This is a genomic window from Sphingomonas naphthae, assembly GCF_028607085.1.
Lineage (GTDB): Bacteria > Pseudomonadota > Alphaproteobacteria > Sphingomonadales > Sphingomonadaceae > Sphingomonas_Q > Sphingomonas_Q naphthae.
In genome coordinates, this window is sequence record NZ_CP117411.1 from 3329648 (window position 1) to 3353605 (window position 23958).

At 67.3% G+C, this 23958-nt stretch carries 16 protein-coding genes and 1 tRNA gene; 4 read left to right on the forward strand and 13 right to left on the reverse strand.

The window, feature by feature from the left end:
- Both cyoB and cyoA read right to left on the reverse strand, forming a co-directional pair.
- Positions 1-2004, reverse strand: a complete 2004-nt coding sequence (gene cyoB, locus PQ455_RS16025) for a cytochrome o ubiquinol oxidase subunit I (RefSeq protein WP_273687104.1) — start codon at positions 2002-2004, stop codon at positions 1-3.
- Positions 2004-3146 (reverse strand): ubiquinol oxidase subunit II, encoded by a 1143-nt coding sequence (gene cyoA / locus PQ455_RS16030; RefSeq protein ID WP_420542877.1) that lies wholly within the window; start codon positions 3144-3146, stop codon positions 2004-2006. Before cyoA ends, cyoB begins: the two co-directional genes overlap by 1 nt.
- Before the next feature lie 194 nt (positions 3147-3340).
- Here cyoA and PQ455_RS16035 point away from each other — a divergent pair, with 194 nt between their 5' ends.
- The 3 genes from PQ455_RS16035 to PQ455_RS16045 all read left to right on the forward strand — a co-directional run bounded on the left by PQ455_RS16035 (position 3341) and on the right by PQ455_RS16045 (position 7248).
- On the forward strand, positions 3341-4669 hold the full coding sequence (locus PQ455_RS16035; RefSeq protein ID WP_273687106.1) for an MFS transporter: 1329 nt from the start codon (positions 3341-3343) through the stop codon (positions 4667-4669).
- A gap of 64 nt (positions 4670-4733) precedes the next feature.
- Complete coding sequence (locus tag PQ455_RS16040; protein WP_273687107.1) at positions 4734-6185, forward strand: MFS transporter; 1452 nt, start codon at positions 4734-4736, stop codon at positions 6183-6185.
- Between the two features lie 64 nt (positions 6186-6249).
- Positions 6250-7248, forward strand: a complete 999-nt coding sequence (locus PQ455_RS16045) for an LLM class flavin-dependent oxidoreductase (protein WP_273687108.1) — start codon at positions 6250-6252, stop codon at positions 7246-7248.
- A gap of 319 nt (positions 7249-7567) precedes the next feature.
- Here the strand turns inward: PQ455_RS16045 and PQ455_RS16050 are convergent, their stop codons facing one another.
- The 11 genes from PQ455_RS16050 to PQ455_RS16100 all read right to left on the reverse strand — a co-directional run bounded on the left by PQ455_RS16050 (position 7568) and on the right by PQ455_RS16100 (position 22466).
- Positions 7568-10360 carry a bifunctional aconitate hydratase 2/2-methylisocitrate dehydratase gene (locus PQ455_RS16050; protein ID WP_273687109.1) on the reverse strand — a complete coding sequence of 931 codons (2793 nt, stop codon included), beginning with the start codon at positions 10358-10360 and terminating at the stop codon, positions 7568-7570.
- 308 nt (positions 10361-10668) lie between these two features.
- Positions 10669-11355 (reverse strand): response regulator, encoded by a 687-nt coding sequence (locus PQ455_RS16055; protein ID WP_273687111.1) that lies wholly within the window; start codon positions 11353-11355, stop codon positions 10669-10671.
- Positions 11352-14033 carry a sensor histidine kinase gene (locus tag PQ455_RS16060; RefSeq protein WP_273687113.1) on the reverse strand — a complete coding sequence of 894 codons (2682 nt, stop codon included), beginning with the start codon at positions 14031-14033 and terminating at the stop codon, positions 11352-11354. The genes PQ455_RS16055 and PQ455_RS16060 overlap by 4 nt, the downstream gene beginning before the upstream one ends.
- Positions 14030-14611: a potassium-transporting ATPase subunit KdpC gene (kdpC, locus tag PQ455_RS16065; RefSeq protein ID WP_273687115.1), complete on the reverse strand. Its 582-nt coding sequence runs from the start codon at positions 14609-14611 to the stop codon at positions 14030-14032. Before kdpC ends, PQ455_RS16060 begins: the two co-directional genes overlap by 4 nt.
- Positions 14612-14622: 11 nt before the next feature.
- Positions 14623-16659 (reverse strand): potassium-transporting ATPase subunit KdpB, encoded by a 2037-nt coding sequence (gene kdpB, locus PQ455_RS16070; RefSeq protein ID WP_273687117.1) that lies wholly within the window; start codon positions 16657-16659, stop codon positions 14623-14625.
- Between the two features lie 14 nt (positions 16660-16673).
- On the reverse strand, positions 16674-18377 hold the full coding sequence (gene kdpA, locus PQ455_RS16075; protein WP_273687119.1) for a potassium-transporting ATPase subunit KdpA: 1704 nt from the start codon (positions 18375-18377) through the stop codon (positions 16674-16676).
- 10 nt (positions 18378-18387) lie between these two features.
- Positions 18388-18477 (reverse strand): K(+)-transporting ATPase subunit F, encoded by a 90-nt coding sequence (kdpF, locus tag PQ455_RS16080; RefSeq protein ID WP_273687121.1) that lies wholly within the window; start codon positions 18475-18477, stop codon positions 18388-18390.
- 309 nt (positions 18478-18786) lie between these two features.
- A tRNA-Thr gene (locus PQ455_RS16085) sits at positions 18787-18862 on the reverse strand.
- An 87-nt stretch (positions 18863-18949) separates the two neighbouring features.
- On the reverse strand, positions 18950-19153 hold the full coding sequence (locus PQ455_RS16090; protein WP_273687124.1) for a hypothetical protein: 204 nt from the start codon (positions 19151-19153) through the stop codon (positions 18950-18952).
- Positions 19150-20274, reverse strand: a complete 1125-nt coding sequence (locus PQ455_RS16095) for a PepSY-associated TM helix domain-containing protein (protein WP_273687125.1) — start codon at positions 20272-20274, stop codon at positions 19150-19152. Before PQ455_RS16095 ends, PQ455_RS16090 begins: the two co-directional genes overlap by 4 nt.
- Positions 20275-20303: 29 nt before the next feature.
- The gene (locus PQ455_RS16100; RefSeq protein WP_273687126.1) at positions 20304-22466 is read right to left on the reverse strand and encodes a TonB-dependent siderophore receptor; all 2163 of its coding nucleotides are present in this window, start codon (positions 22464-22466) and stop codon (positions 20304-20306) included.
- Positions 22467-22587: 121 nt separating this feature from the next.
- Here PQ455_RS16100 and PQ455_RS16105 point away from each other — a divergent pair, with 121 nt between their 5' ends.
- Positions 22588-23910: an MFS transporter gene (locus PQ455_RS16105; RefSeq protein WP_273687128.1), complete on the forward strand. Its 1323-nt coding sequence runs from the start codon at positions 22588-22590 to the stop codon at positions 23908-23910.
- Positions 23911-23958 lie beyond the last annotated feature (48 nt).

The following is a 23958-nucleotide window of genomic DNA, read 5'->3' on the forward strand; positions in this document are numbered from 1 at the left end:
TCAGGCCTCCCCGGCGAGCAGCTTGCTGCGCGCGCCCTCGACCCGCACGACATCCTTCACCGGAATGTGGAAATCGCGCTTGTAGTTGAACGTATGGCCGATCGCGACCGCCAGCAGCCCGACGAACGAGAGACCCGCCAGCCACCACATGTACCAGATCATCGCGAAGGAGAAGATGACGCTCAGTCCCGCCAGCATCACGCCGGTGCCGGTGTTGCTCGGCATGTGGATCGCGCGGAAGCCCTCGATCGGGCGCTGGTAGTTGCGCTTCTTCATGTCGGCCCAGGCGTCCCCGTCATGCACCACCGGCGTGAAGGCGAAATTATAGTCCGGCGGCGGCGAGGAGGTCGCCCATTCCAAGGTGCGGCCGTTCCATGGATCGCCGGTCGTGTCGGCCAGCTTCGCCCGGTCGCGGATGCTGACGGCGAACTGGATCAGCATGGCGGCGATGCCGAGCGCGATCAGGAAGGCGCCGAAGCCCGCGATCACGAACCAGATCTGGAGGCTGGGATCATCGAACACCCGCATCCGCCGCGTCACGCCCATCAGCCCCAGGATGTAGAGCGGCATGAAGGCGAACCAGAAGCCGACCACCCACAGCCAGAAGCTGCGCTTGCCCCAGACCGTATCCAGCTTGAAGCCGAACGCCTTGGGCCACCAGTAATTGATCCCCGCGAACAGCCCGAACAGCACGCCGCCGATGATGACGTTGTGGAAATGGGCGATCAGGAACAGCGAATTGTGCAGCACGAAGTCCGCCGGGGGCACCGCCAGCAGCACGCCCGTCATGCCGCCGATCACGAAGGTCAGCATGAAGGCCATCGTCCACATCATCGGCAGCTCGAAACGGATGCGGCCGCGATACATGGTGAACAGCCAGTTGAAGATCTTGGCGCCCGTCGGGATGGAGATCACCATCGTCGTGATGCCGAAGAAGCTGTTGACGCTGGCGCCCGATCCCATCGTGAAGAAATGGTGCAGCCAGACGATGTAGCTGAGGATCGTGATGACGACCGTGGCGTAGACCATCGACGTATAGCCGAACAGCCGCTTGCCCGAGAAGGTCGAGGTCACTTCGGAGAAGATGCCGAACGCCGGCAGGATCAGGATGTAGACCTCCGGATGGCCCCAGATCCAGATGAGGTTGACGTACATCATCGGATTGCCGCCGAAGTCGTTCGTGAAGAACGCCGTGCCGACATAGCGATCGAGGCTGAGCAGCACGAGCACGGCGGTCAGCACCGGGAAGGCGGCGACGATCAGCACGTTGGTGCACAGCGACGTCCAGGTGAACACCGGCATCTTCATCATGCCCATGCCCGGCGCGCGCATCTTCACGATGGTCGCGATCAGGTTCACGCCCGACAGCAAGGTGCCGACACCCGCCACCTGCAAGCCCCATATGTAATAATCGACCCCGACATCGGGGCTGTAGGCGAGCCCGGAGAGCGGCGGATAGGCCAGCCAGCCGGTGCGCGCGAACTCGCCGATGAACAGGCTCATCATCACGATCACGGCGCCGCCGGTCGTCATCCAGAAGCTGAAATTGTTGAGGAAGGGGAAGGACACGTCGCGCGCGCCGATCTGGAGCGGGACGATATAGTTCATCAGCCCCGTCACCAGCGGCATCGCCACGAAGAAGATCATGATGACGCCGTGCGCGGTGAAGATCTGGTCGTAATGGTGGGCGTTGAGATAGCCCTCCGATCCGTTGAAGGCGATCGCCTGCTGGAGCCGCATCATCACCGCGTCGGCGAAACCGCGCAGCAGCATGACGAGGCCCAGCACCATGTACATGATGCCGATGCGCTTGTGATCCACGGTGGTGAACCACTCACGCCACAGCCAGCCCCACAGCCGATAGCGGGTGACGAGATAGAGGACGCCTAGCCCGCCCAGCGCCACCATCGCGAAGGTGCCGATCAGGATCGGTTCGTGGATGGGGAAGGATTCCCAGGTGAGGCGACCGAAGATCGTCTTCCAGATGCTGTGATCGGCGGACATCAGGCGCGCTCCGCCGCGAGGGAGGCGCCGGTGGGCGCGGTGTTCAACGTCATGTCGCGGTTCTCGTGCGTGCGGGTCGGGGCGGCCTTGCCCGGAGGGGTCGGATCATTGTCCTTGCTGAGGTGCGGCGAGGAGCCCTTCTCTTCCGGCTCCTTCTCCAGCGCGCCGCGATCGCCGACGCCGTCATATCGGAGGCCGCGCGTGTCGCGCGCCGATTCCTTGCCCGCGCCGCCCTTCGCGTCGATCCGCATCAGATCGGACATGCAGCGCTGGCCGGGCCGGGCGCACATGTTGACGATCGCCTGGAACAGCGCGGGATCGACCGTGGCGAAGCGCCGCGCCGGCACCTTCTCGCTCGGCCTCTCCAGCTTCAGATAGGTCGGCCGGTCCATCGCCCCGCCGCCCGCCTTCACGCCCGCCACCCAGCGATCGAAGCCGGCGCGGTCGAGCGCGTGGAAGCGGAAGCGCATGTTGGAAAAGCCCGCGCCCGAATAATTGGCGGAAAAGCCCTCGTAATTGCCCGGCTTGTTGGCGACCGCGTGGAGCGTCGTCGCCATGCCCGGCATCGCATAGATCTGGCCGGCCAGCGCGGGCACGTAGAAACTGTTCATCACGGTCGAGGCGGTGATGGTGAAGCGGATCGGTCGATCGACCGGCGCGGCCAGCTCGTTGACGGTCGCGATGCCCAGATCGGGATAGACGAACAGCCACTTCCAATCGAGCGCGACCACCTGCACCTCGAGCGGGGGGACCGCCTTGTCGATCGGCCGGGCATGATCGATCCGGCCGAGCGGGCGATAGGGATCGAGCAGGTGCGTGCTGAGCCACGTCACCGCGCCCAGGCAGATGATGATGAGCAACGGCGCCGACCAGATCACCAGCTCCAGCGTGGTCGAATGATCCCAGTCCGGGTCGTAATCGTCGCACTGGTTGGCGGCGCGGTAGCGCAGCGCGAAGAACACCGTCAGCGCCATCACCGGGATGATGATGAGCAGCATCAGCACCGTGGAGATGACGATCAGGTCGCGCTGCTGGACCGCGACGTCGCCGGCCGGCGCCATCACGACCATGTTGCAGCCGCCGAGCGCCATCAGGCCGGCCAGCGAGGCGGCGGAGCGGAGGAGACGGGCGGGGGATGGCATCCGGCGGTGGATCATGGGCGGTCGCCTAGTCCGATTGGGCGGGGGCCGACATAGGACACTTTGTCCAATCACCCCATGGCGACGAAACGGCCATTGGGGCAGCATAGGAACAGACAGACCCCCATGGCGGATCCGGCGTGGGGAAAAGACCGTTCCGCCGTTCGTTGCCCGACCAGAAGCCTTGAGGACCGATCATGAGTGCGCAAGCCGCAGCGCCCAACTCGACGTCGATGGAGCAGGACGCCCGCGATCTCCACGATCACGGCGGCACCCCCGCGACCATCGCGATCGGCGTCATCATCGGCCGGATCTCCGAATTCTTCGACTTCTTCGTCTATGCCATCGCCTCGGTGATCGTGTTCCCGGCGCTGGTGTTTCCCTTCGTCGATCGGCTGACGGGCACGATCTATTCCTTCGCCATCTTCGCGCTTGCCTTCATGGCGCGGCCGGTGGGGTCGCTGATCTTCATGGCGGTGGACGAACGCTACGGGCGCGGGGTGAAGCTCACCATCGCGCTCTTCCTGCTCGGCGGATCGACTGCGGCGATCGCCTTCATGCCGGGTTATCAGACGATCGGCATCTGGGCGGTGGCGCTGCTGGCGCTGTTCCGCGCGGGGCAGGGCGTGGCGCTGGGCGGCACATGGGATGGCCTCTCCTCGCTCCTGTCGCTCAACGCGCCCGAAAACCGGCGCGGCTGGTATGCGATGATGCCGCAGGTCGGCGCGCCGATCGCCCTGCTGGTGGTGAGCGCGCTGTTCGCCTTCTTCATCGATGCGCTTTCGGTCGAGGATTTCCTCGGCTGGGGCTGGCGCTATCCCTTCTTCGTCGCCTTCGCGATCAACGTGGTGGCGCTGTTCGCCCGCCTGCGCATCGTCGTGACGCCCGAGTTCGAGGAATTGTTCAAGACCCGCGATCTCCAGCCCTCGGCGGTGATCCCCACCGTCCGGCGCGAGGGGCGCACGATCGTCATCGGCGCCTTCGCCCCGCTCGCCAGCTTCGCCCTGTTCCACATGGTCACGGTGTTTCCGCTGTCGTGGATCGCGCTGTTCACGCGCGAATCGATTCAGCATTTCCTGGTGATCGAGATGATCGGGTCGGTCGTCGGCATCCTGGCGATCGTCGCCTCGGGCTTCATCGCCGACCAGACCGGCCGCCGCACCCTGTTGGGCGCGACCGCCGTGGCGATCGCAGTGTTCAGCGTGGCCGCGCCGCTGCTGCTGACCGGCGGCGATCTCGGCGAAGTCGCCTTCATGGTGATCGGCTTCATGCTGCTCGGCCTGTCCTTCGGCCAATCCTCGGGCGTGGTCGCCTCCAGCTTCTCGCCCCAGTCGCGCTACACCGGATCGGCGCTCACCTCCGATCTGGCGTGGATGTTCGGCGCCGGCTTCGCGCCGCTCGCCGCGCTGCTGCTGACGAGCCATTTCGGGCTGGCCGCCTCGGGCGTGTACCTGCTGTCGGGCGCGGTCTGCACGCTCGTCGCGCTCTACATCAACAAGGAACTGGCGGGCGCCGACCGGGCCTGAGCACGCCGCCCGTCCGATCGGCGCGGGGGTTCACAGCCCGGCCCCCCGCCCCTACCATCCGGACATGGCAGCCCCCTCGCCATCCCCGATCGTCACCACCGACGTTCCCGCCCGGCTCGACCGGCTGCCGTGGAGCCGCTTCCACTGGCTCGTCGTCGTCGCGCTCGGCATCACCTGGATCCTCGACGGGCTGGAGGTGACGCTCTCCGGCTCGGTAGCCGGCGCGCTGCGCGAGAGCCCGAGCCTGCGATTCACCGCCGGCGACGTGGGCCTCGCCAACAGCGCCTATCTGGCCGGCGCGGTGATCGGCGCGCTGTTCTTCGGCTGGCTGACCGATCGGCTGGGCCGCAAGACGCTCTTCAGCCTCACCCTGCTCCTCTACCTCACCGCCACGGCGGCCACCGCCTTCACCTGGGATCTGCCCAGCTTCGCGCTGATGCGCTTCCTCACCGGCGCGGGGATCGGCGGCGAGTATAGCGCGATCAATTCGGCCATTCAGGAACTGATCCCCGCGCGGCGGCGCGGCTGGACCGATCTGGTCATCAACGGCAGCTTCTGGGTCGGCGCGGCGCTGGCCAGCGCGGGATCGATCGTGCTGCTCGATCCCGCCCTCGTCGCGCCCGAATATGGCTGGCGGCTGGCCTTCTTCGGCGGGGCGGCGATCGGCCTCGTCATCCTGCTGCTCCGCCGCTTCCTGCCGGAAAGCCCGCGCTGGCTGGTGATTCATGGCCGCCCGGACGAAGCCGAGGCGGTGGTCGCCTCGATCGAGCGGCGGATCGCGGCCGAAGGCCATGTCCTGCCGCCCGCCATCGGCACCGCACGCCTCCACACGCGGGGCGCGACCTCGCTGGGCGAGGTGGCCCGCACGCTGATCCGCCTCTACCCCGGCCGCACCGCGCTGGGGCTGAGCCTGATGGTGGCGCAGGCCTTCTGCTACAACGCCATCTTCTTCACCTATGCGATGATGCTGACGGACTTCTACGGCGTGCCCTCCGGCGCGACGGGCTGGTACGTGCTGCCCTTCGCGGCGGGCAACGTGCTGGGGCCGCTGCTTCTCGGACGGCTGTTCGACACGGTCGGGCGCAGGCCGATGATCGTCGGCACCTACATGGCCTCGGCGATGCTGCTGGCGGCGACCGGCTTGCTCTTCCGGCAGGGCGCGCTCGACGCGACCGGGCAGACGCTCTGCTGGAGCGTCACCTTCTTCTTCGCCTCGGCCGCCGCCTCCTCGGCCTATCTCACCGTCGCGGAGAGCTTCCCGATCGAGACCCGCGCGCTCACCATCGCGGTCTTCTACGCGATCGGCACGGGTCTCGGCGGGGTGGCCGCCCCCTGGCTGTTCGGCGAACTGATCGAGAGCGGATCGCGTGACGCCATCCTCGGCGGCTATCTGCTCGGCGCCGGCCTGATGGCGCTGGCCGCGCTCGTCACCCTGAAACTCGGCATCGCGGCGGAGGGGCGGCCGCTGGAAGAGGTGGCGCGGCCCCTGTCCTGGGCGGATGGCCCCCAAGATTAAGTTGTCCGGCGCAACTGGCAGCGGCCGGGAGCGCGCCCTACATCCGGGGTCAAAGGAGCGCAGCATGGCCGCCTATTCGATCCTCGACCTGGTGCGGGTCGCCGACAATTCCAGCCCGCGCGAGGCGCTCGACCGCGCCCGCGATCTGGCCGCCCATGCCGAGACGCTCGGCTACACCCGCTATTGGGTGGCCGAGCATCACAACATGCCCGGCATCGCCAGCGCCGCGACATCGGTGGTGCTGGCGCATGTCGCCGCCGGCACCAGCACGATCCGGGTGGGCGCGGGCGGCATCATGCTGCCCAACCATGCGCCGATCGTGATCGCCGAACAGTTCGGCACGCTCGCCCAACTGCATCCCGGCCGGATCGACCTCGGCCTCGGCCGCGCGCCCGGCACAGATCAGCATACCGTCCGCGCGCTGCGCCGCACGCTCACCGCCACCGACAGCTTCCCGCAGGACGTGCAGGAGCTTCAGGCCTATTTCGCCCCGGCCCGCGCGCATCAGGCGGTGCAGGCCGTGCCGGCGGCGGGGACGGAAGTGCCGCTGTGGATATTGGGCTCCAGCACTTATGGCGCGCAGCTCGCCGCCGCGCTCGGCCTGCCCTATGCCTTCGCCTCGCATTTCGCGCCCGATCAGTTGCTGCCGGCGCTGCAAATCTACCGCGACCGCTTCCAGCCCTCGGCCCAGCTCGATCGCCCGCACGCGATGATCGGCGTCAACATCATCGCCGCCGACAGCGATGCCGAGGCGCGGCGGCTGGCGACCACCCAGCAGATGAGCTTCGCCGATCTGTTCCGCGGCACGCGCGGCCTCAGCCGCCCCCCGATCGACGATATCGACGATTATTGGACGCCGATGGAAAAGGCCCAGGCCCAGCGCATGCTGACCCGCGCGATCCACGGCGCGCCCGCGACGGTGCGGGCCGGGGTCGAGGCGCTGCTGGCGGAAACCGGCGCGGACGAACTGATGATCGTGTCCGACATCTACGATTTCGGCGCCCGCCTGCGCTCGTTCGAGCTGATCGCCGAGGCGCTCGAGGTGCGGGCGGAGGCGGCCTGATTCGGCGCGTCTTCGATCGTCAGCAACGCCGCTTGGATGAGCGTTCGACGCAGGCCGGATGGCAGCGCAGACTGGCTGCCGGACAGGGCGTCCGACGGCTGTGGCTCAACCGTCTCCAGCAAGGACCGAGCCGATGGCCAGTCTCACGGTAGCGTTGGCCCGCTGCGTGTAAGCTGCGGGCCTCGGCAACGGTCAAGGCGGCCCGCTACGATGAGCGCAGCATCGGCCGCGCCTTCGAGATAGACGCAAGGCAAGTTGCCTACGCCTGTCCCGAAGGCAAATATATCGGGTCGGCCAGCGCCTGCCAGCCCGGCCCTGTTTAGAACATCACCGCCAGCGGATCGACCGCCGCCGCCTTGGGCGGCGCGAACTTGGTCAGGTCGATGCCCTCGACGGCGGCCTTATATTCCACCGCGCTCGGCGTGCGGCCGAGGATGGTGGACAGGACCACGACCGGAGTGGAGGCGAGCAGCGACTCGCCTTTCTTCTCGGCCGAATCCTCGACGACGCGGCCCTGGAACAGGCGGGTCGAGGTGGCGAGGACGGTGTCGCCCTTGGATGCCTTCTCCTGATTGCCCATGCACAGGTTGCAGCCGGGCCGCTCAAGATAGAGGATATTCTCGTAATCGGTGCGGGTGGCCGTCTTGGGGTTCGCATCGTCGAACTCGAAGCCGGCGTACTTCTGCAGGATATCCCAGTCGCCCTCCGCCTTCAGCTCGTCGATGATATTGTAGGTCGGCGGGGCGACGACCAGCGGCGCCTTGAACTCGACCTTGCCTTCGCTCTTCTCGATATTCTTGAGCATCTGGGCGATGATCTTCATGTCGCCCTTGTGCACCATGCACGAGCCGATGAAGCCCAGATCGACCTTCTTGGTGCCGCCGTAATAGGAAACCGGGCGGATCGTATCGTGGGTGTAGCGCTTGGAGACGTCGGCATTGTTGACGTCCGGGTCGGCGATCATCGGCTCGTCGATCAGGTCGAGATCGACGACGACTTCGGCGAAATATTTGGCATTGGCATCGGGCGACAGCGCGGGCTTGTCGCCCAGGCGGATCTCGGCGATGCGGGTGTCGGCCTTGGCGATCAGGCCCTTCAGGGTGCCCGCCGCATTGTCCATGCCCTTGTCGATCATGATCTGGATGCGCGACTTGGCGATCTCCAGCGAGCCGATCAGCGTCTCGTCGTCCGAAATGCAGATCGAGGCCTTGGCCTTCATCTCGGCCGTCCAGTCGGTGAAGGTGAAGGCCTGATCGGCCAGCAGCGTGCCGATATGGACCTCGATGATCCGGCCCTGGAAGACATTCTCGCCGCCGCATTGCGCCAGCATCTGCGCCTGGGTCGCGTGGACGACGTCGCGGAAGTCCATGTGCGGCTGCATCCGGCCCTTGAAGGTGACCTTCACCGATTGCGGGATCGGCATGGTCGCCTCGCCGGTGGCCAGCGCCAGCGCGACGGTGCCCGAATCCGCGCCGAACGCCACGCCCTTCGACATGCGGGTGTGGCTGTCGCCGCCGATGATGATCGCCCAGTCATCCACGGTGATGTCGTTCAGCACCTTGTGGATCACGTCCGTCATCGAATGATAGACGCCCTTCGGGTCGCGCGCGGTGATGAGGCCGAAATTGTTCATGAAGCCCATCAGCTTCGGGATGTTGGCCTGCGCCTTCTTGTCCCACACCGATGCGGTGTGGCAGCCCGACTGATAGGCGCCATCGACCAGCGGCGAGATGACGGTGGCGGCCATCGCCTCCAGTTCCTGCGCCGTCATCAGCCCGGTCGTGTCCTGCGAGCCGACGATGTTGACCTTCACGCGCACGTCCGAACCGGCGTGCAGCACCTTGCCCGGCGTGACGCCCACGGCATTGCGGTTGAAGATCTTCTCGACCGCCGTCAGCCCGACACCGTCGACGGTGATCTCCTTGTTCGCGGCATAGACCGGTGTCGCCTCGACACCCAGCGTCTGCGCGGCGAAGGTCTGGAGCTTCTTGCCGAACACGATGGCGTAGCTGCTGCCCGCCTTCATGAATTCCATCTTCTGCGGCGTGAAGGCGGCGGCGACGTCGACCAGTTCCTGGCCGGCCTCGTCGGTGAGCTTGCGGTTCTTCACGTCGATCTTGAGGACCGTGCCGGTCTCGACCGAATAGGCCTCCTCCAGCACCGGATTGCCGTCGTTGTTCAGGATCGGCTTGCCGTCGGCGCCGGTCATCTTCACCCAATTCTTCAGGTTGATGCCGATGCCGCCGGTCACGTCGACGGTGGTCGCGAAGATCGGCGAGATGCCGTTGGTGCCCGCCACGACCGGCGCGAAATTGACGAAGGGGACATAAGGGCTGGACTGCTTGCCGGTCCACAGCGCCACATTGTTCACGCCCGACATGCGCGAGGAGCCGACGCCCATCGTGCCCTTCTCAGCGATCAGCATCACCCGCTTGTCGGGATGCTGCGCCTTGAGCGCGACGATCTGGCGCTGCGCCTCGGGCGAGATCATGCACTGGCCGTGCAGCTCGCGATCCGAGCGCGAATGCGCCTGGTTGCCGGGCGAGAGCAGATCGGTCGAGATATCGCCTTCGCCGGCGATGAAGGTGACGACCTTGATCTCGTCCTCGACCTCGGGGAGCTTGGTGAAGAATTCGGCCTTGGAATAGCTTTCCAGCACGTCGGTCGCGATGGCGTTGCCCGTCAAATGGGCGTCGCGCAGGCGGGCCATGTCGGCGTCGTAGAGGAACACCTGCGTCTTCAGCACCTCGGCCGCCTGCTTCGCGAGCGCAGGCACTTCGCCGAGCGTGATGTCGAGCAGCACGTCGATCGAGGGGCCGCCCTTCATGTGCGACAGCAGCTCCAGCGCGAAGGCGGGCGTGATCTCCGGCACGATCGCCGCGCCCTGGACGATCTGCTTCAGGAAGGCCGCCTTGACGACGGCGGCGCTCGTCGTGCCGGGCAGCGTGTTGTAGATGAAGAATTTCAGCGCGTCGGCGCGATGCTCGCTGCCGGCATCGCGGATGAGAGCGATAATCTCGCCCAGCAGCACGCCATCGTCGATCGGCTTGGGCGCGAGCCCCTGATTTTCTCTGCTTGCGATTTCGGCCAGATAATCAAGGTAGATGCTCATCGTGATCCCAATGCCCTGGAGTGCGTGAAGCGGACGCGGCGCCACCGGCCGGCTTCGTCAACCGATCTGCGGCGAATGCGCCGCGCGTACGCCAAGAGGCGGCCACTGACAAGGTAGGCAAAATCCGGGCAAAATGGCGCTCCCGATCCGCGCTAGAGCCGGATATTGTGAGGATTGGTGTGTGGGAAGGCGATAGCCGTGGTGGCAAACGGAAAAGGTCGGGACTGTCAGGACGGACCGCTGCTGACCCCAAGGATCGACGCCGCCATTCACCGGGACAGAGGCCGCATCATCCGCGACACCCGACATCAATCGGGCGATAGCCGATAGCCGATGCCGAGTTCGTTGATGATCAGCGCCGGGCGCATAGGGTCAGCCTCCAGCTTCTGACGAATGTTGCGCACGATGATCCGTAGATATTCGATGCGCTGGTCATAGGCGTCTGGCCAGCCGGCCTGCAGGATCTGCTTATGCGTGACGATGCGCCCCGGCGTCCGCGCCAACTGCTCGAGTACCGCGAACTCCTTGCGGGTCAGATGAAGCTCGGAACCCTCGCGCGTGACCGTGCGGTTGAGGAGATCGATCCTGATCCCGCCCACCTCCACCACAGACGTCGCCCCCTGCGCCTGCAGCCCGTCCCGCAGCGTGGCCCGCAGCCGGGCAAGCAGCTCTTCGCTGTCGAATGGCTTGGTCACATAATCATGTGCGCCGAGATCGAGCGCGGCGACCTTCTGATCGGTCGCCTCGCGGGCGGAGATGACGATGATCGGCGCGGCGCAGCTCTTGCGGAGCAGCTGGACGATCTCCAGCCCGTCGCGATCGGGCAGGCCGAGATCGAGCAGGATGGCGGCTGGCTGGATCGTCTGCGCCGCAGCAAGCGCCTCTGTGGCGTTGATCGCCTCGACGGTCTCATATCCCGCCCGCGTCAGCGCGCTTCGGAGCAGGCGCCGGATGTGCAGATCGTCATCGACGACGAGGATGCGCGCGCCGCTCATCGTTGAGCAGCCCCCTGGTCCAGAACCAGGAGTCGATCGGGGAAAGCGAGGCTGAAAGCGGCGCCCTTCCCATCCTGCCGATTAGCGGCACGCACGGTGATCCCCATCGCCTCGGCGAACCCCTTGACGATGGCGAGCCCGAGCCCGGTTCCGCCCGCGGCTCGATCCGATCCCTCGAGCCGCCGAAAGGTCTCGAACACCTCTTCCTCGCGGCCAGGGGGAAGACCTGGCCCTTCGTCGAGAACCGAAAGCGACAGCCAGCCATAGGAGCGATCGGCGCGGATGATGATCGGCGTTCCGACGGCGCCATAGCGGCCGGCATTGTCCAGCAGGTTGAGCAGGCAATGGTGGAACAGCTGCGGATCGACCGATACCAGCGGAAGATCGGGGGACGCCTCCAGCTGGATGGCATGGCCCTCGAGCACCCGGCGGGCATCGTGAACCGCGCCGGCCACGGCGTCCGCCAGATCGACCGGCTCCGTGTTGAGATGCAGCGCGCCGGCCTCGACACGCGTCATATCCAGCAGGTTCGCCACGAAGCGGTTGAGGCGCAGCGCCTCGCTCTCGATCGTGTCGAGCAGCGGATCCTGGCTCTTGCTGCGCAGTTCGGCGGCGGCGGCCAGCACCGACGTCAACGGCGTGCGCAGATCGTGGCTGACCGAGGAGAGCAGCGCCGCGCGCAGCCGATCCCGTTCGCGCACGGCGTCCACGTCGCGCATCTCGGCCTCCAGCCGCAGCCGTTCGAGCGCCAGCGCGGTCTGATCGATCAGGCTGCCGAGCAAAGCGAGCTGGTCCGACCGGATCGGATCGCCGCCATCCTCGCGCGCCAGCCCCAGCACCGCCAGAACGTGATCGCCCGCCCGCAGCGGCTGGAACTGCCAGTCGGACGCGGTGAGCGTGCCCGTGCCGCGCCCGGCGGGCTGGCCGGTGTCGGTCACCCATTGCGCGGCGGCCAGCTCCATCGTCTCCAGCCGCACCTCGCTCTCGCTCGTCGCCTGCACGGCGAGCCCGGCCGGCTCCTGTTCCAGCAGCAGCACGCGAAGCGAGAGCAATCTGGCGATCTCGGCGCAGGCGATCCTGGCCACCTCGCGCCGATCGTTGAGCGCGGTCAGCTGGCGCAGATAGCCGGCCAGCGCGGCATTGCTCCGGGCGCTCGCGCCGGCCAGATCGGCTTGGATGCGGACGCGCGCATTGAGCTGGCTGGTGACGATCGCCACGCCGATCAGCACGAAGATCGAGACGACATTTTCGGGATTGGAGACCGACAGCGTTCCCACCGGCGGCAGGAAGAAGAAATTGTAGGCGAGGCTCGATGCCAGCCCCGCGTAGAGGCCGGGGCGCAGGCCGAACAGGCTCGCCGCCGCCATCACGGGCACCAGATAGAGCAGGGCGACATTGCCCAGGCTCAGGAAGTTCAGGACGGTGGCGGCCAGCCCGGTGACCGTCGCCACCATCGCCGTGGTCCACAGATAGGCGGATGGCTCGCCCCAGTCGCCCGCGCCGCGCTGCACGGTGGATCGCGGGCGCGTCACGATATCGCTGCCGAAGGGCAGGACATGGACCGCGATTCCGGGCGTTTCCCGCACCAGCCGGTCCACCACCGATCCGTGGCGCAGCTCGAACCATTTCGACCGGACCGATTTGCCGACGATCAGCTGCGTCGCACGGGCCTCGATCGCGAAGGCCTTGAGCCCCTCGATCACGTTGGCGGCGGGCACCGTCGCCGCCTGCCCGCCCAGCCGCGTGGCGAGAGCCAGCACGTCGGCGATATGCTTGTGCTCGGCCGGGCCCAGCGCGCGGCTGCGCGCCGTCTCGACATGTACCGCCGTCCAGGGCGCGTGCAACGCATCGGCCATGCGCTTGGCGGCGCGCACCAGCCCGTCCGCCCCGGCCAACTCGCTCACCGCCACGACGATCCTCTCGCTCGCCCCCCAGATGCCGGTCTGCGCGCTCGTGCGCAGATGCTCCAGCATCCGGCTGTCCACCGCCTGCGCGGCGCGGCGCAGCGCCAGTTCCCGCAACGCCGACAGATTCGATTTGGAGAAGAAATGGCCCAGCGCGCGCGTCGCTTCCTCGGGCAGATAGACCTTGCCCTCCTTCAGCCGCTCGATCAACTCGTCCGGCGGGATATCGACGACCTCGATCTCGGCCATTTCGAGGATCGAGTCCGGCACGGTCTCGCGCACCCGCACCCGCGTGAACGAGGCGACGACGTCGTTGAGGCTTTCGACATGCTGGATGTTGATGGTCGTGAACACGTCGATCCCGGCCGCCAGCAATTCCTCGACATCCTGATAGCGTTTCGGATGGCGGCTGCCGGGCGCGTTGGTGTGGGCGAGTTCGTCGACCAGCGCCAGCGCGGGCCGGCGGTCGAGCAGCGCGTCGAGATCCATCTCGGCGAGCGCGCGGCCTTCATAGTCCACCGCCCGCCGAGGCAGGATCTCCAGCCCCCCGGTCAGCGCCTCGGTCTCGGCCCGGCCGTGCGTCTCGACCGCGCCGACCACGACATCGATGCCCGCCCGCGCCCGCGCCGATCCTTCCGACAGCATCTCATAGGTCTTGCCGACGCCGGGCGCCGCGCCCAGGAATATCTTGAGCCTGCCCCGGCCTTCCTGCACGGCCGCGCGCAGGAAGGCCTCGGGGGAGGGTCGCCCGTCACTTTTGGCGCGCCCGCTCAATGCGCCGCCATTTTATCCAGCGCGAGGTTCAGCGCCAGCAGGTTGACGCGATCTTCGCCGAGAAAGCCGGCCAGCGGATGCGCCACCTGCGCATCGACCAGCGCCCGCATCTGTCCCTCGGCCAGCCCGCGTGCCCTGGCGACCCGCGCCACCTGCACATAGGCCGCATCCGGCGACAGATCGGGATCGAGACCCGAGGCGCTGGCGGTCACCAGATCGGCCGGGATCGCGGTGACGCCCTCCGCCTTCCGCCTGGCGACATCGGCCTTCACGCGATCGACCAGCGCCTGCGACGTCGGCCCATAGTTGGAGCCCGAGGAGGACAGGCCATCATAGCCCTTGCCCGCCGCCGAAGGGCGGCTCTGGAAATAACGGTCGCCGGTGAAGCCCTGGCCGACCACGGCCGATCCGATCACGCTGCCCTTGCCGTCGCGAACGAGGCTGCCGTTCGCCTGGGAGGGGAAGATGGCTTGTCCGATGCCCGTCATGGCCAGAGGATAGGCCAATCCGAGCAGCAGCGCGAACAGGATCGTCAGCACGATCGCGGGCCGCAGCGAGGTGGTGAAGTCATTGCCCATGATGATGGTCCTCAGGCGAGACCAAGGCCGCTCACGGCCAGGTCAATGATTTTGATGCCGGCGAAGGGCGCGAGGAGCCCGCCGAGCCCGTAGACGGCGAGGTTGCGCGCCAGCAGCGGGCCGGCGCCCATCGGCTTGTAGGTGACGCCCTTCAGCGCCAGTGGGACGAGCAGCGGGATGATCAGCGCGTTGAAGATGATCGCCGAGAGGATCGCGCTCTCGGGCGTGCCGAGCCCCATCACGTTGAGCACACCCAGCCCCGGATAGAGCACCACGAACATCGCCGGGATGATCGCGAAATATTTGGCCACGTCGTTGGCGACCGAGAAGGTGGTCAGCGCGCCGCGCGTCATCAGCAATTGCTTGCCGAGGCCGACGACCTCGATCAGCTTGGTCGGATCGCTGTCGAGATCGACCATGTTGCCGGCCTCGCGCGCCGCCTGCGTGCCGGTGTTCATCGCGACGCCGACATCGGCCTGGGCGAGCGCCGGGGCGTCGTTGGTGCCGTCGCCGCACATAGCCACCAGCCGCCCGCCGGTCTGCTCCTTGCGGATCAGCGCCAATTTGTCCTCCGGAGTCGCCTGTGCGAGGAAATCGTCCACGCCCGCCTCGGCGGCGATGGCGGCGGCGGTCAGCGGGTTGTCGCCGGTGATCATCACCGTGCGGATGCCCATCGCCCGCAGTTCGCCGAAGCGCTCGCGGATGCCGGCCTTGACCACGTCCTTCAGGAAGATCGCGCCGAGCAGGCGCCCGTCCCGCGCCACCGCCAGCGGCGTGCCGCCGGCGCGTGCGATCTCGTCGGTGATGCGGCGCAGTTCCGTCGCTGCGGCGGTCTCGCCAAGGCCCGGATGGGCGCGAAGGATCGAATCGACCGCCCCCTTCTGGATCAGCGCGCCGCCGGTGCGGACGCCGGAGATGCGGGTCTGTGCGGTAAAGGCGATGACCTCCGCATCCTCCGGCAGCGCGGCCGTCGTCACGCCGAACCTCTCGCGCGCCAGCATGACGATCGAACGCCCCTCCGGCGTCTCGTCGGCAAGGCTGGCGAGCGAAGCCGCGTCGGCCAGCGCGCGCGGACTCGTCCCGCCGACCGGCCGGAACTCGCTCGCCTGCCGGTCGCCGATCGTGATCGTGCCGGTCTTGTCGAGCAGCAGCACGTCGACATCGCCCGCCGCCTCCACCGCGCGGCCCGATTTGGCCAGCACGTTGAACCGCACCAGCCGGTCCATGCCGGCGATGCCGATCGCCGACAGCAGGGCCGCGATCGTCGTCGGGATGAGCGTGATGAGCAGCGCCGCCAGGATCGCCACCGGCACCGCGCCACCCGCATAGGAGGCGAAGCCCGGGATCGTGCCCACCGCGATCAGGAAGATGATCGTCAGGCCGACGAGCAGGATGGTCAAAGCGATCTCGTTGGGCGTCTTCTGCCGCTCGGCGCCCTCCACCAGCGCGATCATGCGATCGAGGAAGCCCTTGCCGGGCTCGACCGTGACGCGGACCTTGATGTGATCGGAGATGACGCGCGTGCCCGCCGTCACCGCCGAGCGGTCGCCGCCCGCCTCGCGGATCACGGGGGCGCTCTCGCCGGTGATCGCCGCTTCGTTGACCGATGCCACGCCCGCGATCACCTCGCCATCCGAGGGGATGAGGTCGCCGGTCTCGACCAGCACGATCTCGCCCACCTCCAATTGGGTGGCCGGGACCATGCCGTAGGTATCGCCGACGCCCAGCAGCCGCTTGGCCTTCAGCTCGGCCTTCGTATCGCGCAGCGACGCTGCCTGCGCCTTGCCCCGGCCCTCGGCCAGCGCCTCGGCGAAGGTGCCGAACAGCACCGTCAGCCACAGCCACACGCTCAGCTGCGCCTTGAAGGCGGTCGAGAGATTGTCGTGGCCTGCGAAGATCAGGATCGTCAGCAGCAGCGCCACGCAGGCGGTGACGAACATCACCGGGTTACGGATCAGCTGCCTCGGATCGAGCTTCCTGAAGGAATCGGCGATCGCCGGAAGCAGCAGATCGGCGGTGAACAGGGATTTGGTGGATGCGCGTGCCATCGTGGCGCCCCCGCTTAGAAGAGTTGGCCGCGGATCATCGCGAGATGATCGGCGATGGGGCCGAGCGCGAGGCCCGGCAGGAAGGTCAGGCCGCCCAGGATCAGGATGATGCCGACCAGCAGCCCCACCCACAGCGGGCCGGTCGTGGGAAAGGAGCCCGCGCTTTCCGGCGTATATTTCTTCGCGGCAAGGCTGCCGGCGATCGCCAGCATCGGCACGATGGTGAAGAAGCGGCCCACCCACATCGCGATGCCCAGCAGGCCGTTATAGTAAGGCGTGTTGGCGGTGAGGCCGGCGAAGGCCGATCCATTGTTCGCGACCGCGCTGGTGAAGGCGTAGAGGATCTCGCCGAAGCCGTGCGGCCCCTTGTTGAGCGGCCCCGCCAGCCCCTGTTGCAGCACGCAGGAGAGCGCCGTGAAACCGAGTATGACGAGCGGCAGCACCGCGATCGCCAATACGGCCAGCTTCACCTCGCGGCTCTCGATCTTCTTGCCGACATATTCGGGCGTCCGCCCCACCATCAGCCCGGCGACGAACACCGCAAGGATGGCGAACAGCAGGAAGCCGTAGATGCCCGCACCGACGCCGCCGACCACGACCTCGCCCAACTGCATGTTGAACAGCGGGATCATGCCGCCCAGCGCCGTGAAACTGTCGTGCATCGCGTTGACCGCGCCGCAGGAAGCCGCCGTGGTGACGACCGAAAAAAGGGCGGAGGCGGCGGCGCCGAAGCGCACTTCCTTGCCTTCCATATTGGCCCCGGCGACGCCGAGGTTGTGGAGAACCGGGTTGCCCGCCGCCTCCTGCCAGTAACTGACCGCCACGCCCAGGAGGAACAAAAACGACATGGCGGCCAGGATCGCCCAACCTTGACGGGTATTGCCCACCGCCTTGCCGAAGCACCACGTCAGCCCGAAGCCGATCACGAAGATCGACAGCATCTGGACGAAATTGGTCAGCGCGGTGGGATTTTCGAAGGGATGCGCCGAATTGGCGTTGAAGAAGCCGCCGCCATTGGTGCCGAGCATCTTGATAGCTTCCTGGCTGGCGACGGGGCCGATGGCGAGCGTCTGCTTGACGCCCTCGATCGTGTGGACGTCGACCGTGGCGGCCAGCGTCTGCGGCACGCCGCTCGCGATCAGGAAGACCGTGTAGACGACGCAGAGCGGCAGCAGCAGGTAGAGCGTGATGCGCGTGGCATCGGCCCAGAAATTGCCGATCGTCCGCATCTGCCGCCGCGCGAAACCCCGGAACAGCGCGAAGGCCAGCGCGATACCCGTCGCCGCCGACAGGAAATTATGGATGGTCAGCCCCAGCATCTGGCTGAGGTTCGACATCGTGCTTTCGCCCGCATAGCTCTGCCAGTTGGTGTTGGTCGTGAAGCTGATCGCGGTGTTGGCCGCCAGATTCTCGCTCGGCGCGGCCAGACCCTGCCCGTTCCACGGCAGGAAGGCTTGGCAGCGCAGCACCGCAAAGGTGAACAGCATCAGCACCACGTTGAACATCAGCATGTGGATGGCGTAGCGCCGCCAGCTCTGCTCGGCCTTCGGATCGATGCCGGCGAGCGTGTAGAAGCCCGCCTCCACGGGGCCGAGCACGACGTGCAATGGCGTGCGCCGGCCCTCGTAGAGCGCGTGCAGCCAGACGCCGACCGGCTTGGTCAGCGCCAGCAATATGCCGGTAAAGACAAGGATCAGGATCCAGCCCTGAAGCGTCATCGCCACCTCCTCAGAACTTCTCGGGGCGGACAAGCACCGCCACGAGGTAAAGGAGAAGGCCGATCGCGGTGGCACCGCCAAGCCAGAGGTCCAGCGTCATCGCTTGAGCCTCACGCATTGTCGCACAGCCGGACATAGGCGAGCGTCGCCGCCACCAGCCCCAGCATGATCGCGATCCAGAGCAGATCCCGCACAAGAAAACTCCCATTCGCAGACGGCGAAAACCGTCCGGTATCGGGAAGCCGATTAGGGGGAGTGGGCGTAGCGTATCGAGATCGAGATCAGGCGATCCGCATAGTATTTGCGTATAGTCGACGGACTGGAACTGACCGAAGCATATGACCGCGCTCAGCCGGCACGACCCGTCGGGCCGCTCGTTTTGCAAGTCATTGGAATCATTGGATAAAAATGGTGCCGCTTACAGGACTCGAACCTGTGACCCCCGCATTACGAATGCGATGCTCTACCAACTGAGCTAAAGCGGCGTGCCGGTAAGTGCTGGCGCGCCTATCACCGGCTTGGGCGCAGTGCAACCGTTGCCGGGATGCGGCGGCGTAAAATGCGGCGTGCCGTCAGTGATCCCGGCGGCGCCAGGAGAGACAGCGGCCGAGGCCGATCGCAACGAGGGGGGCGGCCAGGCCCAGGGCGGCGACGGTGTCGCGCACGCCGTCACCCAGCAGGCCCGCGATCAGCCCGGTCAGCGTCGCCAGCGCCAGCAGGGCCGGGATCAGGAAGGTGCGGGTGGCGCCGTGGCGGCCGGGGTGGCGGCGGGTCATGCCGGTCGTGGGGCCGGACTGGCGTCAGGCCCCCGGCGGCGGGGACGGGAGAGCCAGAGGTAGAGGCCGCTCGCCAGCACGACGATCGTCACGATATCCAGCAGCGCCCACAACAATTTCATCGACAGGCCGCCATAGTCGCCGAAATGCAGCGGTTGCGACAGGAGCAAAGCCTGCATGTACCACGGCATCGGCCGCTTGCCGGCCATCGCGCCGGTGCGGGCGTCGATCAGGACCGGGGTAAGGAGCTTTTCGGTCGCGGGGGTGGCGCCTTGCAGGAACACCGCGAAATGGTGGCCGCTGGAATATTCCACGCCGGGGAAGGCGACGAATTGCGGGCGCATGCCGGGCGCCGCCGCCATCGCCGCATCGACCGCCGCCTGCACCGAGGCCAGCCGCTTCGGCGGCGTCAGCCCGCCATAGGGCCCGACCAGTTCGGCGAGCTGGTCCGCGCGCCACAGCGCCGTGACGGGGGTGGCGAGCGTGTTGACCACGCCCGTCAGCCCGACGACCGTCGCCCACATCATCGTCGTAATGCCGAGCAGATTGTGCCAGTCGGTCCAGCGCACCCGCGCGCGCCGCGCCTGCCGCACCGTGCCGAAGCGCAGCCGCGCCATGAAGGGCGCGTAGAGCACCACGCCCGACACGATCGCCGCCACGAACAGCAGCCCCATCAGCCCCAGAAACAGCATCCCGCCGAGCCCCAGAAACATGTCGGTATGGATCTGGAGCAGCACGTCCATCACCCCGCCGGGCGGATCGGCGGGCAGGATGGCGCCGGTCCGCGCGTCGAGCGACTGGAAGCGCATCGCCGCCACCGCCGCATCGGGCGCCGGCGCGGTGGTGACGTTCACTACCGGCCGATCGGTATCGAAGCTCATGTAGAGCCCAACGTCGCCCGGCCGCGCCGCCAGCGCGCGGGCGAGAATATCGTCCAGCGACAGGCGGGGGGCGTCGGCCGGCAGCGGCGCCAGTGCGATCCGCGCGTGGGTGGCCGCGTCGATCTCCTCATGGAAGATCAGCGGCAGCCCCGTCACGCAGAGCATCAGCAGGAACAGGGTCGAGACGAGGCTGGTCCATTTGTGGATCGCAGCCCAGACCCGGATGGTCGACGATGTCATATCATCGCCATTACACTCTTATCCCACCCTCAGAACCGCTTCGTCACGGTCGCGATGACCTGGCGAGTCTGGCCCCAGAAGCAGCCCGCCGGCCCGGTGCAGCGGCCCGCGAAGCGCTTGTCGAAGATGTTGCTGCCGTTCACCGCGAAGCGCCAGCCCGGCAGATCGTAGTGCAGCGTCGCATCGAACAGGGTGGTCGCCGGGCTGGTGTAGACCAAAGGGGTGAAGGCCGAGGGCACATTGCCCGGCGTCTGGCTGAGGTAGCGCACGCCGGCACCGCCGCCGAGGCCGGCCAGCGCGCCGGTCTTCTTGGTGTAATCGACGAACAACGAGGCCTTGTGGCGCGGTTGGGCGGCCAGACGCGCGCCGAGTTCGAGCGGGATGTTGCTCTTCGTGATCTTGGCGTCGGTGAAGCTGTAGGCGGCGTTGACGCTCAGTTGCTCGCGGAAGCGGGCGACCGCTTCCAGCTCGACACCCTTGGAGGTGACCTCGCCGGTTTGCACCTGGAAGGCGGCATTGGCCGGATCGGTGGTCAGCACGTTCGATTGCTCGATGCGGAACATCGCCGCCGTCGCGAACAGCTTGAGATCGTCGCCGAGGCCGCGCGCGTCATATTTGATGCCGCCTTCCCACTGCTTGCCCGATGTCGGCACGAACGGCGTGCCATCGGCCCGGGCGCCGATCACCGGCTGGAAGGAGGTGGCGTAACTCACATAAGGCGCGACGCCGGCTTCGGTGACATAGGTGGCGCCCGCGCGCCAGGTGAACTTGTCCTGCTTGTCCCTGGTCGGCGCGGCGGTCAGGTAGCTGGTCTGGGCGATCCAGTCCTGCCGGCCGGAGAGGGTGACGATGAAGCCGCCGAGCTTGATCTGATCCTGCAAATACAGCCCCTGCTGCTTCAGCCGGCGATCGACATAGGGCGGGTTGAGGGCGGGCGCGGCGATCGGCACGGCGCTGTAGACCGGGTTGAACAGATCGATGTTCGACGCGCCGGTGAAGGCGAAGGCCGCCTTGTTGCGATAGTTGCGGTAATCGAACCCGCCGAGCATGCGATGCTCGAGCGGGCCGGTCGCGAAATTCGCGTCCAGCCGGCTGTCGATCGCGAACTGGTGCGAATCCTCCGACGAGGGGAAGTTCGCCCGGCTGACGGTGCGATTGTCCGCGCCGAGGCCCGTCGGATAGATCACCTGCTGATATTCGTGATACTCGCCCCAATTGGCGTTCTGGGTGAATTTCAGCGCGCCGGAGAAGCGGTGGGTCAATTCGTAGCCGCCGCTCCACTGCTTGCGGCGGTAAAAATTATAGTCCGGCTCGCCGAGGTTGATCGAGCGCGGCACCTCCCCCAGCGGATTGTCGAACAGCACGCCGTTGGCGGGCAGGAAGCCGTTGGTGTCGCCTTCGACCCGATCATATTGATAATGGCCGAGCGCGGTCAGCTTCGTATCGGGCGTAATGTCGAAGGCGACGGCCGGGGCGACATAGGCGCGCTTGGCGGTGACGTAGTCGGTCTGGCTGTCGCGGTCGCGATAGAGGCCGGTCAGGCGGGCGCTGATGCCGTCGGTCAGCGCGCCGGTGACGGTGCCGGCGGCCTGCTTGAAATCGTCCTCGCCATATTTCACCTGCACCTCGCCCCCGAAGCGGCTGGAAGGGCGACGGCTGGTGAGGTTGTAGATGCCGCCGGGCGGCGTCGTGCCGTAGAGCACGCTCGCCGGCCCCTTCAGGATGTCGATCGCCTCATAGCCGTAGAGATCGACGCCGACGTTGGCGATCGTCGAGCTGATCGGCGCCTGGAGCCCGTCGATATATTGCACCGGGATGAAGCCGCGCAGGGTGAGGAAATCGAAGCGCAGGTCCGGCCCGTAATTCTCGCCGACGATGCCGGCGGTGTAGCGCACCGCCTGCTGCACATCGACGAAGTTGAGCAGGTCGATCTGGTCGCGCGACACGACCGACACGGACTGCGGCGTCTCGATCAGCGGCGCGGTGGTCTTGCTGGCGGTGATGGCGCCCTGCGGCACGAAGCGGCGCGCGGTGACGACGATCGCGCCATCCGCCTGCTTCACCGTCTCCAGGCTGGGGGCGGTTTCCTCGGCCGGGGCGGCCTGCGTCTGCGCCGTCGCCGGGGTGGCGAGGATGGCGGCGCCACCGCTCAACAGGAGGGACAGGAAGGCGGCGGGGCGGCGGACGACCATGGAGAGAACCCTTTTGCTACGCGAAATACCGGCGGCGGGGCCCTTACCCTCGTCGTCGCCGCGCCCATTGCGGCAAATGCGAATGTGTTGCAATAGCTTCTTTGGGTGAAGAGGCGGGCCGATGCGGATCGATCACACAGCGGCGGACAGGCCGGTCGCGGCGGCCGGCAGGGCCACGATCGGCGGCGCGGCGACGGTGCTGTTCCTGGGGCTCACGGCCGGCGTGCAGATGAGCGATCGCGGCGTCCATGCGATCATCTCGCCGGCGGTGCGCGCGACCTTTCAGGTGGGCGACGCGGTGATGGGCGCGCTGCACGGGCTGGCCGGCATCCTTGTCGCCAGCGCGCTAGCCGTGCCGCTGGCGAAGCTGGCGGATCGCCATTCACGGAAAGCCATCCTGCTCGGCCTGATCTTCTTCTGGGGCATGCTGACCGCGCTCGGCGCGCTGGCGCCCAATTTCGCGCTGTTCTTCGTCGGCCGCGCGGCTTCGGGCGTCACGGAGTTCGCGATGATCCCGATCGTCTATTCGCTGATCCCCGATCTGGTGCCCGATCGGTGGCGGGTGCCCGCGAACCTGATCTTCGCGGCGCTGATGGCGACGGGGGCGAGCGCGGGCTTCTATCTGGCGGGCAATCTGCTCGATCTCGCGGCGCGGGTGGGCGCGGCGCGGGGCCTCGATCCGTGGCGCGCTGCGCTGCTGCTGCTCTCGCTGAGCGCGATCCCATTGCTGGTCGCGGGCCTCGCCACGGTCGATCCACCGCGTGCACGGATGGCGGCGGTGGCGGCACGGGACGAGTCGCTGCTGGCTTTCGTCGTTTCGCAACTGCGCCGCATCCTGCTGTTCCTCGGCGCGGCCGGCGGCCTCGCGGTGGCGGTGCAGGCGCTGACGCCGATGATCGCGATGGCGCTGGTGCGGCGCTTCGGCAGCGACACGGGGGCGGTAGGCCATGCGCTGGGCCTCGTCACGCTGGCCTCCAGCCTGGCCAGCCTCCCCGCCGCCGGCCTGTTCGATCGCGTGCTGCGCGACCGGCTGGGCGAGGGCGCCCGGCCGACGGTGATGGCGGTGGCCGCCGCCCTCGCTATCCCCTGTGCCGCCGGCCTCGCCTTCGCGGCGAGCGCGGGCCAGGCGATCGGGCTGGTCGCCGCTTTCCTGCTCACCACCTGCGTCGCCAACGCGCTGATCCCGACGATGCTACAGGATCTCGCCCCGCCGGCTCTGTGCGCCCGCTGCTTCGCCGCCTACAGCTTCCTGATCGCCGCCTTTTGCGCGGTGGGGCCGCTGCTGTCGGGCCTGATCTCGCAATTCGTGGCGCACGACGATCTGCTGACGGCCATCGCGGCGGCCAGCGTCGGCGCGCTGCTGCTGGCGGTGGTGAGCGCCGGGCTGTCGCGGCGGATGGCGCTGGCGGACAAGACCTTTAATCCAGACGCGTGCGATACGTGATCGCCGAAGGGCGCTTGCGGCTTGAAGCGACAGCAGAATATCGCGCGA